We start from the raw sequence: 15,000 nt of genomic DNA on the forward strand, positions 1-15,000 counted from the left end.
GACTGTCATGGCCCGTATCACCCTCAGGCAATTGCTGGATGACGCTGCCGAGCACGGCTACGGCGTACCGGCCTTCAACATCAACAATATGGAGCAGGCACTCGGTATCATGGAGGCTGCCGCAGATGTCGATGCTCCCGTCATCTTGCAAGCCTCGCGCGGGGCGCGGGCCTATGCCAACGACATCATGCTGGCGAAGATGGTCGAGGCTCTGGAGGAGATGTATCCGCAGATCCCGCTCTGCCTGCATCTCGACCACGGCAATGAGGGAGCGACCTGCGCTACGGCGCTACGCTACGGCTTCACCTCGGTGATGATGGATGGGTCGCTCGAGGCCGACGGCAAGACGCCTGCGAGCTACGACTACAATGTCGCGATCACTCGCCGCGTCGTCGATTTTGCCCATTGGGTCGGCGCTTCCGTCGAGGGGGAGCTCGGCGTGCTCGGTTCGCTCGAACATGGCGGCGGCGAGCAGGAAGACGGTCATGGCGTCGTCGGCGAGATCGGCCATGACCAGTTGCTCACCAATCCCGCCCAGGCCGTGGATTTCGTGCGCGCCACCAGGGTCGATGCCCTCGCCATCGCCATGGGCACGTCGCACGGCGCCTACAAGTTCAGCCGCAAGCCCGATGGCGACATCCTGGCCATGCATGTGATCGAGGAGATCCATCGACGCATGCCCGGCGTGCATCTGGTCATGCACGGCTCCTCCTCGGTGCCGCAGGAACTGCAGGACATGTTCAACGCCTTCGGTGGGCAGATGCCGCAGACCTGGGGCGTGCCGGTGGACGAGATCGTCCGGGGCATCCGGCATGGCGTGCGCAAGGTCAATATCGACACCGACTGTCGGCTCGCGATGACCGCCGCCTTCCGCAAGGTCGCCAGCGAGAACCGCAGCGAGTTCGATCCGCGCAAATTCCTGAAGCCCGCCATGGAAGGACTGAAAACTCTTTGCCGCGCGCGCTTCGAGGCATTCGGCACGGCAGGAAAAGCCTCGCGGATCAGGGTCGTACCGTTGCCCGAAATGGCGCGGCGCTACCGCGCTGGCGCCCTGGAACCAAAAGTCTCGGGCCTGGCGACAGCGGCGTAACCCAATTCCCTCGAACCAAGGAGGACGAGATGAACGTGAATACACAAACCGTCCGCGGCAAGGATCGCTACCGGTCCGGCGTGATGGAATACAAGAAGATGGGCTATTGGGAGCCCGACTATGAACCCAAGGACACCGATGTCATCGCGCTGTTCCGGGTAACGCCGCAGGAGGGCGTCGATCCGATCGAGGCGTCGGCGGCCGTGGCCGGCGAATCTTCCACCGCGACCTGGACGGTGGTGTGGACGGACAGGCTGACAGCGGCGGAAAAATACCGGGCCAAATGCTACCGGGTCGATCCGGTGCCCAACGCATCCGGCCAGTACTTTGCCTATATCGCCTATGATCTCGATTTGTTCGAGCCCGGCTCGATCGCCAACCTCTCGGCCTCGATCATCGGCAATGTCTTCGGCTTCAAGCCCTTGAAGGCGCTGCGCCTGGAGGACATGCGCTTTCCCGTGGCCTATGTGAAGACCTTCCAGGGGCCGGCGACCGGCATCGTGGTCGAGCGCGAGCGGCTCGACAAGTTCGGCCGACCTCTGCTGGGAGCCACCGTCAAGCCCAAGCTTGGCCTGTCGGGCCGCAACTACGGACGCGTGGTCTACGAGGCGCTGAAGGGGGGACTCGATTTCACCAAGGATGACGAGAACATCAATTCGCAGCCTTTCATGCATTGGCGGGAGCGCTTCCTCTATTGCATGGAGGCAGTGAACAAGGCGCAGGCGACATCCGGCGAGATCAAGGGAACCTATCTCAACGTTACTGCCGGTACGATGGAGCAGATGTATGAGCGCGCCGATTTTGCTCGGGAGATCGGCTCCAACATCGTGATGATCGACCTGGTGATCGGTTATACCGCGATCCAGTCGATGGCGGCCTGGGCCCGTCGCAACGACATGATCCTGCATCTGCACCGGGCCGGCCACAGCACCTATACGCGCCAGAAGAGCCATGGCGTGTCGTTCCGCGTCATTGCCAAATGGATGCGGCTGGCCGGTGTCGATCATATCCATGCCGGTACCGTGGTCGGCAAGCTGGAAGGCGATCCCAACACCACGCGCGGTTATTACGACATCTGCCGCGAGGACTTCAATCCGGCCAACCTCGAACACGGCGTCTTCTTCGACCAGCACTGGGCCAGCCTCAACAAGCTGATGCCGGTGGCCTCCGGCGGCATCCATGCCGGCCAGATGCACCAGCTTCTGCATCTTCTCGGTGAGGATGTGGTGCTGCAGTTCGGCGGCGGCACCATCGGCCATCCGCAGGGCATCCAGGCCGGCGCCACCGCCAACCGCGTGGCTCTGGAAGCGATGATCCTCGCCCGCAACGAGGGACGCGACTACCTGCATGAAGGGCCGGAAATCCTGGCCAAGGCGGCCAATAGCTGTACGCCGCTCAAGCAGGCGCTCGAAGTGTGGAAGGACGTGACCTTCAACTACGAATCCACCGACACGCCGGATTTCGTGCCCACCGTCGCCGTCACCGCCTGAAAGGAGAAAGACGATGCGTATCACACAAGGGTGTTTTTCCTTCCTGCCCGATCTCACCGACGAGCAGATCGGCCGCCAGGTGCAGTATTGCCTGGAACAGGGCTGGGCGGTGAACATCGAGTTCACCGACGATCCTCACCCCCGCAACACCTATTGGGAGATGTGGGGTTTGCCGATGTTCGACCTGCGGGATGCGGCAGGCGTGATGATGGAACTCGCCGAATGCCGGCGCGTCTATGGCGACCGCTATATCCGCATCTGCGGCTTTGACTCCAGCCATGGCTGGGAGTCGGTGCGCATCTCCTTCATCGTCAATCGGCCGACGGAGGAGCCCGGCTTCCGCCTCGACCGGCAGGAAAGCGTCGGCCGCAATATCCGCTACACCACCAAAAGCTATGCCGCCGACCGGCCGGAAGGCCAGCGCTACGGTTGATGTGTCCTTGAGCAAAACGCGTTCATGACTGAACGCTTGTTTGCTCAAGCTTCTGGTTTCGACGCGTCTTTGCGATTCTGCGTGATTTCGCCCAATCGCAACACGCTTTGGTCCGGCTGGTGACGGCAGTGCCTCCCGTCTCTGACGACCCGCCGGACAACTTGCTCCGTCGCCTATTGGGCGGCGGAGCCTTTCGCGAGGATCACCATGCTCGATGCAAACACCGTGAAAGAGCCCGGGGAGGCCGGCACGACTGCAGCCGAGACCATCGACCTCAGGCAGGAATTCGAGGCGGTCGGCATTGCCGACGTCTTCGCCCAGCTCGACCGCGACCTGGTCGGCCTCAAGCCGGTGAAGACGCGCATCCGTGAAATCGCCTCGCTGCTACTGATCGAGCGCATCCGGCAAAGAATCGGCCTGGCCAATGATCCGCCGACCCTGCACATGTCCTTCACCGGCAATCCCGGTACCGGCAAGACCACGGTGGCCTTGCGCATGGCCGACATCCTGCATCGCCTCGGCTTCGTCAGGCGTGGACATCTGGTGTCGGTGACCCGGGACGATCTCGTCGGCCAGTATATCGGCCACACCGCGCCGAAGACCAAGGAGATCCTCAAGAAGGCGATGGGCGGCGTGTTGTTCATCGACGAGGCCTATTATCTCTACCGCCCCGAGAACGAGCGCGATTATGGCCAGGAATCCATCGAGATCCTGCTGCAGGTGATGGAGACGCAGCGCGACGATCTCGTCGTGATCCTCGCCGGCTATGAGGATCGCATGCAGAAGTTCTTCGCCAGCAATCCCGGCTTCCGCTCGCGGGTCGCCCACCACATCGATTTTCCTGACTATGAAGAGCCTGAACTGCTGTCCATTGCCGAGCTGATGCTGCAGGAACGCAATTATCGCTTCGATGCCGAGGCACGGGCTGCCTTCATCCGCTATATCGAGCTGCGCAAGACCCAGCCCTTGTTCTCCAATGCCCGTTCCATCCGCAATGCGCTCGACCGTATCCGCCTGCGCCAGGCCAGTCGGTTGGTCGAAGATCTCGACCGCAAGCTGACCACGGACGACATCATGACCATCGAGGCGGGAGATGTTCTGGCGAGTCGCGTTTTCGCCAGGGACGCGAAACCCGATGGCGACGATGCCTGACGAATACCGGAGATGAGAGGAAGACTATCATGGCTGAACCGATCGTGATCGCGCCGTCCATCCTGTCGGCTGATTTCGCGCGGCTGGGCGAGGAAATCAGAGCTATCGACGAGAGCGGGGCGGACTGGATCCATTGCGACGTGATGGATGGGCATTTCGTGCCCAACATCACCTTCGGACCCGATGTCATCAAAGCTGTCAGATCCTACACAAAAAAGCCCTTCGACGTGCATCTGATGATCACGCCGGCCGATCCCTATCTGGAGGCTTTTGCCAAAGCCGGTGCCGACATCATCACCGTGCATGCCGAATCCGGTCCGCATCTCGATCGCTCGCTGCAGGCGATCCGCGCTCTCGGCTGCAAGGCCGGGGCGACGATCTGTCCGGGTACGCCGGAAAGCGTGTTGGAATATGTGCTCGATCGTCTCGATCTCATCCTGGTGATGACAGTCAATCCGGGATTCGGAGGGCAGGCCTTCATCACCTCGCAACTCGACAAGATTCGGCGCGTCCGGGCAATGATCGGGACAAGGCCGATCCGCCTCGAGGTCGATGGCGGCGTCAACAGCGAGACGGCAGCGCTGGTGGCCGCGGCCGGAGCAGACACGATCGTGGCGGGATCGGCCGTGTTTCAGGGCGGGGCGGCGAATTATGCCGGTAACATAGCCGCTATCCGCGAGGCAGCAGAGGACCACGTTCGGAAGGTGGCATAGAGGCAAGGCCACCGTGATGGTCGTCCCGGACTGCCCGCTCAGTCGAAAATGGTCTCGATTTCCGTTCTCGTGGGTGCCGTGACGAATGCGGCCTGCAGGATGAGCATGATCACGCCCAGTGCCGCCGAGACGTAGGCGATGTCGCGCCAGCCATAAAACGCGGTGATGTAGCCTGCTACGCCGGGGCCGAATGCCGTGCCGAGGAAATAAAGGGCAAGCAGCACGCTTATGACGTCGCCTCGCCACTGGCGACGTGCACTGTCGGCCACGAAAGCAAGGCTGACGGAAAGGAGGCAACCGGTTGCTGAACCCTGGAGCAGGCGCGCGATTGCCCAGACGGAAAAATCGGGGGCAAGTCCTGCCAGAGCTTCGCCGACGACGAATGTGGACGTCGAGGCCATCAGCAGGGGCTTGTCGCCGACCAGCGCGCGCAGGCGTCCGCCTAGTGCGAGGAATAGGATGAGAAAAAGGAAAACCCCGGAAGTGACGGCGCCTATGATCGCGTAGGACAGCGCGAACTCTTGAAAAATGGTCGAGAGGCTGATCGAGGCGGCTCCCGAACCGAAGCCGATGACCAGAAGGGTGCAGGCGAGAATGAAGAACTGCAAACCGCGCGAGGTATTGCGTGTCTCATTGGGGGTCGACACCGATAGCCTCCCGCGGGCATCACCAAAACAAAGGGCGCCCCGAAGGCGCCCTTGATTCCGATCCGGAAACCGATCTTACTTGATCTTGGTTTCCTTGAACTCGACGTGCTTGCGCGCGACGGGATCGTACTTCTTCATTGCGAGCTTTTCGGTCTTGGTGCGGGTGTTCTTCTTGGTGACATAGAAGTAGCCCGTGTCTGCCGTCGAAAGCAGCTTGATCTTGATGGTTGCAGCCTTGGCCATGGTGATGCTCCGAATATTGCTACCGGACCGTATCGGCTAAGGCAGCAAAGCCGCGCAATGGCGCGGCCCTTTTGAATCTTGGCGCACACTACTCATGGAAGCGCTGAAGTCAACCAAAAGAAGCGCATGCTGCTTGGAATTGTGCGGCCATGCGGGCCATCCGCGGCTGATCTAGATCTCTTCCCGGCTCCGTACGCCACGCTGCTCGCGATAGAAAGGCACGGGAACGTCCTTCTCCAAGCCGATTTCGAGCCTCCTGGCCACCTCATCGAGGATCGTGCGGGTGATCCAGACCAGATCTTCTGACCGGGCCTCGTCGAAGGTGAGCCATTTCGTTTCGACCAACTCCGAGTCGGGACCGACGACACCGTCGGTCTGGTGCGCGATGGAACACGCGTCAGCCACGAAGAAGCGCGTGTCGAATCTGCGCTTCATGGCAGGTGGCGTGATGGCACGGGCGACGAAATGCAGGCTTTCGGGCGAGGGGAACACTTCGTGGTCGGCGAAGGCCCGCCAGTGTTCGCTGCTGACGGGCGGGGTGCCGAGCCCTGTTTCGCCGAGCAGGATGCCGGTTTCCTCGAAGGTCTCCCGGATCGCGCATAGGGCCAGTGCCCTGGCCTTGGCCGGCGAGGGCCTGACAACGCGCGTGAGCAGCCCCCGTTCGGCGTGGACCGACAGCGTGCCATAGGCACTCATGCTGCGATCGGCAGGCTCGACGCGGCCGCCGGGAAACACCATCACGCTGGGCATGAAGGCATGGCCCGAATGCCGCCTTCCCATCAGGATGCGGGGCGTGTTGCCGGTGCGGTCGAGCAGGATCAGCGAAGCGGCATCGCGGGGCCTGATGGGACGGGGCTTCGATGGCGAGGAGGGGATATCTGTCATGACTCAGTAAGGGGAAAGCGTGTCGGGGTCGGCTTTGCCGGAGAAGCCATGCATGCGGTTGGCCCATTGCAGCCCTATGATAGCGCCCTTGATCATCGGAAGCAGGACCAGCGACAGCACGATGGTGAGCGTGCCGAAGATCACGCCCAGCAACCAGAGCGGCATCTCCGTCTCGATCACGCAGGCGAGGATGCCGGCAACCACGACATGCCCGACGATCATCATGGTGAAATAGGGGGGCGCATCGTCGGCGCGGTGATGCGACAGATCCTCGCCGCAGGCACTGCAGCGCGGTGCGACCTTGAGATAGGAGGTGAAGATCTTGCCTTTGCCGCAATTGGGGCAGCGCCCGAAGGCGCCCCGGCGCATGGCGAGCGCCACGTCGCGCTGCTCAGGTCGGTCGCGTTGCTCGGGCCGATATTCGTTCATCGCCGACTTCCCTTCCCGGCGTGCTTGCCTTTCTGCGCCTTCGCCTTGCGCTTGGCCGCATTGCCCTTGCGATCGGTGATATGCGGTCGCTTGACCACGCCGAGCTTGCGACCCGGGGTTCTGCGCCGTTGACCGTCCGAGACGATTTCGAAGCGCAGCGCACCGGCGAATGGCGCCGCCTCCACCAGCTTCACCGACACCGTATCGCCGAGCTGGAAGGATTCACCTGTTGCTGCACCGATAAGCTGATGGGCGCTCTCCTCGAAGCGGTAATAGTCGTGACCGATCGTCGCGGCGGGCACGAAGCCGTCGGCGCCGGTATCGAGGAGTTTGACGAACAGGCCTGATTTGATCACCCCGGACACACGGCCCTGGAAGATCTCGCCGACATGGTCCGCGAGAAAATGGGCGATCAGGCGGTCGATCGTCTCGCGTTCTGCCGTCATGGCACGCCGCTCGCAGGCCGAGATCCGGCCGGCGATCTCGTTGAGCATTGCGGGCGTCATCTCCGCCGGCAGGCCGTCATCGCCCAGATGCAGGGCGCGGATCAAAGCGCGATGCACGATCAGGTCCGAATAGCGGCGGATGGGCGAGGTGAAATGCGCGTAGCGGCGCAGATTGAGACCGAAATGTCCGATATTGTCGGCCGAATATTCGGCCTGGCTCTGCGAGCGCAGCACCACGTCGTTGACGAGATGGGCATTGTCGGTGCCGGCGACCCTCGCAAGGATGGTGTTGAACTGGCTCGGCCGGAGCGCCCCCTGCTTGGAGAGCGGAATGTCGAGCGTGTGGAGGAATTCGCGCAGCGCGATGATCTTCTCCATCGAAGGCTCGTCATGCACGCGATAGACCAATGGCGTCTTCTTGGCTTCCAGCGTCTCGGCTGCCGCGACATTGGCGAGGATCATGAATTCCTCGATCAGACGGTGGGCGTCGAGGCGTTCGGGAACGACGACCCGGTCGACCATGCCGTTGGGTTTCAGCAGGATCTTGCGTTCAGGCAGATCGAGGTCGAGCGGCCCGCGATCGCCGCGCTCCGTCTTCAGGCAGGCATAGGCAGCCCACAGAGGCTGGAGGACGGACGCCAGCAGTGCGCCGGTTACCTCGTCGGTATCACCGTTGATGGCGCGCTGGGCCTGCTGGTAGGAGAGCTTGGCGGCCGAGCGCATCATCACGCGATGGAAGCTGTGGCGAAGCTTGCGTCCGTCCGCCGCGATGATCATGCGCACGGCCAGCGCCGGCCTGTTTTCGTCGGCGCGCAGGGAGCACAAATCGTTGGAGATGCGCTCCGGCAGCATCGGAACGACACGGTCGGGAAAATACACCGAATTGCCGCGGATCAGGGCCTCGCGGTCGAGGGGCGAATCCGGCTTCACATAGGCGGCGACGTCGGCGATTGCCACGGTGAGGATATGCCCGCCCGGATTGGCCGGATCGGGATCGGGCTCGGCATGAACCGCGTCGTCGTGATCCTTGGCATCGGCCGGATCGATGGTGATCAGCGGCAGGCGCCGCCAGTCCTCACGGCCGGACCAATCCTTGCCACCAGATTTGGTCACCGGCTTGGCGGCCTCGGCCTCTTCCAGCGTGTCTTTGCGAAAGACGTAGGGAATGTCATGGGCATGGATGGCGATCAGGCTGATCGCCTTCTCGCTGCCGACCTTGCCGACCCGCTCGACGATGCGTGCCACGGGCGGGCCATGGCGGGCGCCGCGCAGAGGCTCGATGGCGACGAGATCGCCGTCTTCGGCCTTCACCGCATCGTCCGGGCGAACGATCATCTCGCGTCCGGCATTGCGTTTTTCGATCGGTACGATCTGGCCGTCGCCGTTGGGAAGGCGACGGAAGACGCCGAGAATGCGTTGGCGCAAGCGCTCCAGCACCTTGATCACCCGTCCGGTCGGCTGGTGATCCGAGCTACCATCGGTCATGCGCAGCAGCACCCGCGAACCCACGCCTGGCGCGGCTCCGCCGAAGCGTTTGGGAATGGTCACCACGATGCGCGGCGGCTTGCCATTATCCTCGTTCCAGTCCGCAGGGGTGGCGACGAGCTCGCCGTCACGATCACGGCCGGTAATGTCGGCAACGAGGGAGGAGGGCAGGGCGCCGGGGGCATTGAAGCCCTTGCGGTTGCGCTGCACGACGCCGCCATCGGCAAATTCGTTGAGCAGATGTTTGAGGGCGATCTTGTCGGCGCCGCCCAAGCCGAATTCGCGGGCGATCTCGCGTTTGCCGGCCCTGCCATGCGAACGGGCGATGAAAGCGAGAATGTCTTCGCGGCTGGGCAGGGTGGGTTCCAATGCCTCGGCTTGTTTGTTTTTACGAACCACAGAAATTATTCCGAATTGGCGTTGGCGGCCCGATATGCCCAAAGGAAGCGGGCAGTGGATCCGGCGTCATCATAGACCAACGCACATAGTATTTGTCGAAGCCAATCGTGGACACGACGTATTTCGTCGGCGTCCTGCCCGATCGACGGTTTGTCTGTCGAAGAGAAGCTGCCGATGCGATCTGCGCGGCGATCCGGAGAGGATCCCACAGCGCGGCAGAGCCATGTGAGGCAATACGCAAGGCGGCAAGGAACATCGAGTGCCGGGACAGACTGTCCAAAATTCCTAAAAGATCCGCTGGCACGAACGGATAGAGGGAACGGTTCGATTGAACCGGACACTGCGCATATAGGGCCACATGCCTGGCTTGTCAACAAAAATGCTGCACTGCAGCATTCTCTCTAAGGGTCGCAGGGAATATGCCGCGTTGACCCGTCGAGGTCCGATGATATCGTTTCTGTTTTATCGTCGGTCCAACTGGGAGTAGGGCATGCGTGGTGCATTGATCGGACTTTGCCTCTCATCGACGCTTGTTGCGGTTTCAGCCGCAGTTTCACCGGCCTTCGCCGAGGGTGCCAAGCCTGATGACAATCTCAACGCCGTGCTCTGGGACCAGACCGCCGTCGAAGCCAAGGCCAATGCGATGGCGGCGTTCGCACTGGCCAGAATCAGGCTCGATCAGGCCTTGGCCGATACCTCCTGGACGGCGGCGCCCGCCGAGCAGACCGGCGACTTCAAGAGTTTTCCGCCGGCCATCGTCCTCGATGTAGACGACACGCTGCTAAACACCTCCAATTATCAGGCCTGGAACGTCAAGGCGGGAACGCGCTTCACGCCGGAGACCTGGACAAAATATGTCAAGGCGCAGGTTGATACCCCCATTCCCGGGGCGGTTGAATTCACCCAGTATGCCGCCTCGAAAGGCGTGAAGGTCTTCTATGTCACCAACCGAACCAAGGAGGAGGAAGAGCCGACGGTGCAGTTGATGACAAAGCTCGGCTTTCCGAATGGCGGCAATGTCGACACCTTCCTCAGTGCCAAGGAACAGCCGGACTGGAAGTCGGCCAAGGGCACCAGACGGGCGGTGATCGCCAAGGATTATCGCATCGTGCTGCTGGTCGGCGACAATCTCGGGGATTTTACCGATGCCTACAAGGGAACGCCGGAGGAGCGCGAGAAGGTTTTCGCAGACAGTGCCGCCCGTTGGGGGCACGATTGGATCGTCATTGCCAACCCGACCTATGGCTCTTTCGAATCTGCCCCCTACAAGAGCAATTACGAGCTTTCCGCCGACGAGCAACGCAAGCTCAAGATCGAGGCGCTGAAGAGTTGGGATGGTCAGTGAGATTGCAAAAGCCAGCGGCGCTCGTCCCCTGACGATCTGGTACAATACCAGATGTCCGGTCTGCGATGCCGGCATCCGCCATCAGCGCAGCCGTCTCCTGCAAGCGGTCAAGGCTGGCCGTATCGAGTTTCTGGACATCAATCTGGAGCCTGATGCCCTGGCGCATTTCGGGGCGGGCCTTGACGACATCAGGCGCCGCCTGCATGCAACCAACGAGGACGGCCGCCTGCTGGTGGGAGCCGATGTCGTCCTGGAAATCTGGCGGCGCACGCCGGGGCAAGCCTGGATCGCCAAATTGCTCGGAGCGCCCGGCGTCATCGTACTGACGCGCTTCGCCTATGATCGCTTCGCCGACCTGTTGTTCGCTTGGAACAAGCGAAGAGGGCGATGGTAACGGCTCGCTGCGTCACGGCAGAGGGACGGGGATGGCGAGATAGCGCCGGTCGGGCTCTTCCCAACTGCGAGGCCAATAGCTCACCAGCGCCACCAGTCTCGGCTTGGCATCGGCCGGCTTGAAGACAAAGAGCGCATTCAGGCCGTTGGACTGCGAGCAACCGCGCTCGTAGCCGGACGCTTCGTCGATATAGACGATTTCGTTGTCCCTATTGTTTTCGGGCAGAGTGCGCACCAGCGAAAAGCTTTTGAGCTCTTCGCGCCCCTGCGCCGAGCAAGTCGTATCCGTGATCGTACGCGGCAGGACATCGACCGTGACGTCCCCACCGGGAACCGCATCCTCGATGCTGAGATTCGTCACTTCGGCGGCCATGGTGGCATAGGCCTGATCGGGTGTCGGCGCATCGAAAAGCCGTGCGCCCTCGTGCACGACCTGCCTGGTCGGCTTCTCGCCGATGCCGAGCTTGGCCAACAGCGGTTGGGCCTTTTTGCGCGCCTCGGTGCGGGGGGCCTCCTCGGGCCCCTCCTTGTCATGGCTCACTGCAAGAGGCGAGCCTGCGACAGCTTTGCCGGTATCGAGATCGATGATGTGGATGGTGCTGTAGGGATGGATGGAGGCATCGAGCGTGCCATATTCCTCGAAGGCGAAATAACGTCCATCCTTGGAAAAGCCGATGATATCGGGCACGGCGGCATCGCCGGCGAAGGCGGATGCGAGCGCGAGGGCGTTGAGAAGAGCGCCGCCGACCAGCCCCGCAACGCGACGAATCATGACACCCACCTCCAGCCTACACGCAAGGGGCAGGCTAGAGGCCTTCATGATCACAAGGAAGTCCCGGCGGGAACAGAGGCTCCGGCCGGAAGTCCAAATATCAATCGGTGTCGAAGGGAACCTCGTCGGAATCGACGATCGCCTTGGTTGCCTTCTTCTTGGCAGCCGGCTTCTTCGCAGCCGTCGTCTTCGCAGCCGTCGTCTTGGCGGCCGTCGTCTTGGCGGCCGCAGCCTTCTTCGCCGGTGTCTTTTTGGCAGCCGGAGCTTTGCCGGTCGTCGGGGCCTTGCCGGCTTTGGCGGCAATGAGTTCGATGGCCTGTTCGAGCGTCACCGCATCCGCTTCCATGCCCTTGGGCAGGGTGGCGTTGACCTTGCCATTGGTGACATAGGCGCCATAGCGTCCCGGCTTGACCTCGACGCTGCCGCCGCCGGGATAGTCGCCGAGGGGACGGCCTGCCGGCGCACCGGCGCCGAAACGGCGGCCAGAACCTCCGCTTTCCTTGGTGAGGATCAGAGCAATGGCCCGGTTGGCGCCGATTGCCAATACGTCATCATCCTTGTCGAGATTGGCGTAGGTCTTCTCGTGCTGGACATAGGGACCATAGCGGCCGATGCCCACCAGGATCGGTTTGCCGCTCTCGGGATGGACTGCGACCTCTTTTGGCAAAGAGAGCAATGCCAGTGCTCGTTCGAGGTCGACATTGGCTGCGCTCATGCCGCGAGGCAGGCTCGAACGCTTGGGCTTGTCGCCTTCGCCGAGCTGGACATAGGGGCCGAAACGCCCATCGCGAAGGGTGACGTCGAGACCGCTCTCGGGATCTGCGCCGAGCTTCCTGGTGCCGGCTTCGCCACCGCCCTCGGCCTCGCCATTCTGGTCGGCGCCAGCCGATAACTGGCGCGTATAGCGGCATTCGGGATAGTTGGAGCAGCCGATGAACGATCCGTATTTGCCGAGCTTGAGCGAGAGCGTGCCGGTGCCGCACACCGTGCACTGGCGCGGACTGGAGCCATCGCCCCGGTCGGGGAAGATATGCGGTCCGAGCAGGTCGTTGAGTGCGTCGAGAACCTGGGTGGTACGCAATTCCTTGGTGCCGTCGATGGCGGCGGAGAAATCGCGCCAGAAATCGCGCAGGACTTCCTTCCAGTCGAGCTCGTGGTTGGAGATGCGGTCGAGCTTCTCCTCCAGGGCCGCGGTGAAGTCATATTCGACATAACGGGCAAAGAAGCTCTCGAGGAAGGCGGTGACGAGACGACCCTTGTCCTCGGCCTTCAGGCGCTTCTTGTCGATCGAGACATATTCGCGGTCGCGCAGGGTGGCGAGCGTGGCCGCATAGGTGGAAGGACGGCCGATGCCGAGCTCCTCCATGCGCTTGATCAGCGTGGCCTCGCTGTAGCGTGGCGGCGGTTCGGTGAAATGCTGGGTAGCGGCGATCGATTTCTTGTCGAGCGCTTCGCCGGCCGACATGGTGGGAAGGCGCTTGCCGTCCTCGTCGTCCCCATCATCGTCCCGGTCTTCATTGTAGAGCGTCAGGAAGCCGTCGAACTTCACGACCTGGCCGGTCGCTCGCAGGTCGAGCTTGCGCCCGCCCGCCTCGACCAGGATGTCGACCGTGGTGCGCTCGAGCTCCGCCGAAGCCATCTGGCTGGCAACCGTGCGCTTCCAGATCAGTTCGTAGAGCCGGGCCTGTTCGTTATCCAGGAAGCGGGTGACGTCCTTGGGCGTGCGGAAGGGATCGGTCGGCCGGATCGCCTCATGGGCTTCCTGAGCGTTCTTCGCCTTGGTGACATAACGGCGCGGCGTCTCCGGCAGGTAGCCGGGCGCATAGCTCTTGCCGATCATGCTGCGCACGGCGGTGATGGCCTCCGGCGCCATATCGACGCCGTCGGTACGCATATAGGTGATCAGGCCGACCTGCTCGCCATTGAGGTTGATGCCCTCATAGAGGCGTTGGGCGATCTGCATGGTGCGATTGGGCGACAGGCCGAGTTTGCGGCTGGCCTCCTGCTGCAGCGTGGAGGTGGTGAAGGGCGGAAAGGGATTGCGCCGGGCAGGCTTGGCCTCGACACTGGCTACGACATAGCGGCCCTGGTCGAGAGCCGCGCGGAAGGCGAGAGCCTCCTTTTCGGTGCCGACATCAAGGCGCTGGATCTTCTGGCCGTCCGCGCCGACGAGGCGTGCTTCGAACAGATCGCCGCGTGGTGTGGCGAGGGTCGCGATCAAAGACCAATATTCGCGGGCGACAAAGCGCTCGATCTCGAGTTCCCGGTCGCAGACCAGACGCAAGGCGACCGATTGAACACGACCGGCGGAGCGGGCGCCCGGCAGCTTGCGCCAAAGTACCGGCGACAGGCGGAAGCCGACGAGATAGTCGAGCGCTCGTCGTGCCAGATAGGCGTCGACCAGGCCCTCGTCGATTTCGCGCGGCGCCTTCATCGCCTTCAGGACTGCGTCCTTGGTGATGGCGTTGAAGGTCACGCGTTCGACCGGAATATCCTTGATGGCACGCTTCTGGCGCAGGATCTCCAGGACATGCCAGGAGATCGCCTCGCCCTCGCGATCAGGGTCGGTTGCAAGAATGAGCTTGTCGCTCTCCTTCACCGCCTTGGCGATATCCGACAGGCGCTTGCTGGCCTTGGCGTCATTCTCCCACACCATGGCGAAATCGGCGTCGGGCTCCACCGAACCGTCCTTGGCCGGCAGGTCGCGCACGTGACCATAGGAGGCGATCACCTGGTAGTTGGAACCGAGATATTTGTTGATCGTCTGTGCTTTGGCAGGCGACTCAACGATGACGACAGGCATGGGCGGGCCGTTCAATACGCGGAAAACGAAATGTCCCCACCATGGCCGCGACTCATTGAAGATCGGCCGGGTAGGGCATGAAAACAAGCTTGCCACCTGCTTCCCGAGCCCAGGCCTGCATCTCGCAAACCTGTGCCTCGGAGCAGTCGACTAGCTGCCAAATAAGGGCAAATCCGAAAATTGCAAACTGGCGCATTTGTCGGATCGGGCGATGTCGTGACCCCAGGCCCTATCGTAGGACATGAGTTGCAATCGGGTCCTACGATAGGGCCGAA

Annotated in this window: 14 protein-coding genes; 7 read left to right on the forward strand and 7 right to left on the reverse strand. The window is 62.3% G+C overall.

Going from position 1 to position 15,000, the window contains the following annotated elements:
* Positions 1 to 7 precede the first annotated feature (7 nt).
* The 5 genes from fba to rpe all read left to right on the forward strand — a co-directional run bounded on the left by fba (position 8) and on the right by rpe (position 4,878).
* Positions 8 to 1,090, forward strand: coding sequence for a class II fructose-bisphosphate aldolase (gene fba, locus ACN6KF_RS07690; protein ID WP_434956278.1), 1,083 nt, complete (start codon positions 8 to 10; stop codon positions 1,088 to 1,090).
* 29 nt (positions 1,091 to 1,119) lie between these two features.
* The gene (locus ACN6KF_RS07695; RefSeq protein ID WP_434956279.1) at positions 1,120 to 2,580 is read left to right on the forward strand and encodes a form I ribulose bisphosphate carboxylase large subunit; all 1,461 of its coding nucleotides are present in this window, start codon (positions 1,120 to 1,122) and stop codon (positions 2,578 to 2,580) included.
* 13 nt (positions 2,581 to 2,593) lie between these two features.
* Positions 2,594 to 3,013 (forward strand): ribulose bisphosphate carboxylase small subunit, encoded by a 420-nt coding sequence (locus ACN6KF_RS07700; protein ID WP_434956280.1) that lies wholly within the window; start codon positions 2,594 to 2,596, stop codon positions 3,011 to 3,013.
* Positions 3,014 to 3,220: 207 nt separating this feature from the next.
* Positions 3,221 to 4,165: a CbbX protein gene (gene cbbX, locus ACN6KF_RS07705; protein WP_434956281.1), complete on the forward strand. Its 945-nt coding sequence runs from the start codon at positions 3,221 to 3,223 to the stop codon at positions 4,163 to 4,165.
* A gap of 29 nt (positions 4,166 to 4,194) precedes the next feature.
* The gene (rpe, locus tag ACN6KF_RS07710) at positions 4,195 to 4,878 is read left to right on the forward strand and encodes a ribulose-phosphate 3-epimerase (RefSeq protein WP_434956282.1); all 684 of its coding nucleotides are present in this window, start codon (positions 4,195 to 4,197) and stop codon (positions 4,876 to 4,878) included.
* A gap of 38 nt (positions 4,879 to 4,916) precedes the next feature.
* Here rpe and ACN6KF_RS07715 read toward each other — a convergent pair whose 3' ends face one another.
* The 5 genes from ACN6KF_RS07715 to rnr form a co-directional block, all read right to left on the reverse strand.
* The gene (locus ACN6KF_RS07715) at positions 4,917 to 5,525 is read right to left on the reverse strand and encodes an MFS transporter (protein ID WP_434956283.1); all 609 of its coding nucleotides are present in this window, start codon (positions 5,523 to 5,525) and stop codon (positions 4,917 to 4,919) included.
* 75 nt (positions 5,526 to 5,600) lie between these two features.
* Entirely contained in the window at positions 5,601 to 5,768 is a 168-nt protein-coding gene (gene rpmG, locus ACN6KF_RS07720; RefSeq protein WP_068297055.1) for a 50S ribosomal protein L33, read from the reverse strand.
* 171 nt (positions 5,769 to 5,939) lie between these two features.
* The gene (locus tag ACN6KF_RS07725) at positions 5,940 to 6,653 is read right to left on the reverse strand and encodes an NUDIX hydrolase (RefSeq protein WP_434956284.1); all 714 of its coding nucleotides are present in this window, start codon (positions 6,651 to 6,653) and stop codon (positions 5,940 to 5,942) included.
* 3 nt (positions 6,654 to 6,656) lie between these two features.
* Complete coding sequence (locus tag ACN6KF_RS07730; protein WP_434956285.1) at positions 6,657 to 7,082, reverse strand: DUF983 domain-containing protein; 426 nt, start codon at positions 7,080 to 7,082, stop codon at positions 6,657 to 6,659.
* On the reverse strand, positions 7,079 to 9,412 hold the full coding sequence (gene rnr / locus ACN6KF_RS07735; protein ID WP_434956286.1) for a ribonuclease R: 2,334 nt from the start codon (positions 9,410 to 9,412) through the stop codon (positions 7,079 to 7,081). Before rnr ends, ACN6KF_RS07730 begins: the two co-directional genes overlap by 4 nt.
* A gap of 490 nt (positions 9,413 to 9,902) precedes the next feature.
* Here rnr and ACN6KF_RS07740 point away from each other — a divergent pair, with 490 nt between their 5' ends.
* Positions 9,903 to 10,757, forward strand: a complete 855-nt coding sequence (locus ACN6KF_RS07740; protein ID WP_434956287.1) for a 5'-nucleotidase, lipoprotein e(P4) family — start codon at positions 9,903 to 9,905, stop codon at positions 10,755 to 10,757.
* A complete protein-coding gene (locus tag ACN6KF_RS07745; RefSeq protein WP_434956288.1) occupies positions 10,747 to 11,151 on the forward strand; it encodes a thiol-disulfide oxidoreductase DCC family protein in 405 nt (134 codons plus the stop codon). Before ACN6KF_RS07740 ends, ACN6KF_RS07745 begins: the two co-directional genes overlap by 11 nt.
* Before the next feature lie 12 nt (positions 11,152 to 11,163).
* Here the strand turns inward: ACN6KF_RS07745 and ACN6KF_RS07750 are convergent, their stop codons facing one another.
* Entirely contained in the window at positions 11,164 to 11,922 is a 759-nt protein-coding gene (locus ACN6KF_RS07750; RefSeq protein WP_434956289.1) for a DUF2259 domain-containing protein, read from the reverse strand.
* Positions 11,923 to 12,022: 100 nt separating this feature from the next.
* Positions 12,023 to 14,725, reverse strand: coding sequence for a type I DNA topoisomerase (topA, locus tag ACN6KF_RS07755; protein ID WP_434956290.1), 2,703 nt, complete (start codon positions 14,723 to 14,725; stop codon positions 12,023 to 12,025).
* Positions 14,726 to 15,000 lie beyond the last annotated feature (275 nt).

This window comes from Labrys methylaminiphilus subsp. lupini (assembly GCF_051161885.1).
Classification (GTDB): Bacteria; Pseudomonadota; Alphaproteobacteria; order Rhizobiales; family Labraceae; genus Labrys.

Bases quoted from the DNA above. Each gene is read 5' to 3' on its own strand.
- fba (WP_434956278.1), top strand. From the start codon at position 8: ATGGCCCGTATCACCCTCAGGCAATTGCTGGATGACGCTGCCGAGCAC.
- ACN6KF_RS07700 (WP_434956280.1), top strand. From the start codon at position 2,594: ATGCGTATCACACAAGGGTGTTTTTCCTTCCTGCCCGATCTCACCGAC.
- rpe (WP_434956282.1), top strand. From the start codon at position 4,195: ATGGCTGAACCGATCGTGATCGCGCCGTCCATCCTGTCGGCTGATTTC.
- ACN6KF_RS07750 (WP_434956289.1), bottom strand. From the start codon at position 11,922: ATGATTCGTCGCGTTGCGGGGCTGGTCGGCGGCGCTCTTCTCAACGCC.
- ACN6KF_RS07730 (WP_434956285.1), bottom strand. From the start codon at position 7,082: ATGAACGAATATCGGCCCGAGCAACGCGACCGACCTGAGCAGCGCGAC.
- cbbX (WP_434956281.1), top strand. From the start codon at position 3,221: ATGCTCGATGCAAACACCGTGAAAGAGCCCGGGGAGGCCGGCACGACT.
- ACN6KF_RS07740 (WP_434956287.1), top strand. From the start codon at position 9,903: ATGCGTGGTGCATTGATCGGACTTTGCCTCTCATCGACGCTTGTTGCG.
- ACN6KF_RS07725 (WP_434956284.1), bottom strand. From the start codon at position 6,653: ATGACAGATATCCCCTCCTCGCCATCGAAGCCCCGTCCCATCAGGCCC.
- topA (WP_434956290.1), bottom strand. From the start codon at position 14,725: ATGCCTGTCGTCATCGTTGAGTCGCCTGCCAAAGCACAGACGATCAAC.
- ACN6KF_RS07695 (WP_434956279.1), top strand. From the start codon at position 1,120: ATGAACGTGAATACACAAACCGTCCGCGGCAAGGATCGCTACCGGTCC.
- rpmG (WP_068297055.1), bottom strand. From the start codon at position 5,768: ATGGCCAAGGCTGCAACCATCAAGATCAAGCTGCTTTCGACGGCAGAC.
- ACN6KF_RS07745 (WP_434956288.1), top strand. From the start codon at position 10,747: ATGGTCAGTGAGATTGCAAAAGCCAGCGGCGCTCGTCCCCTGACGATC.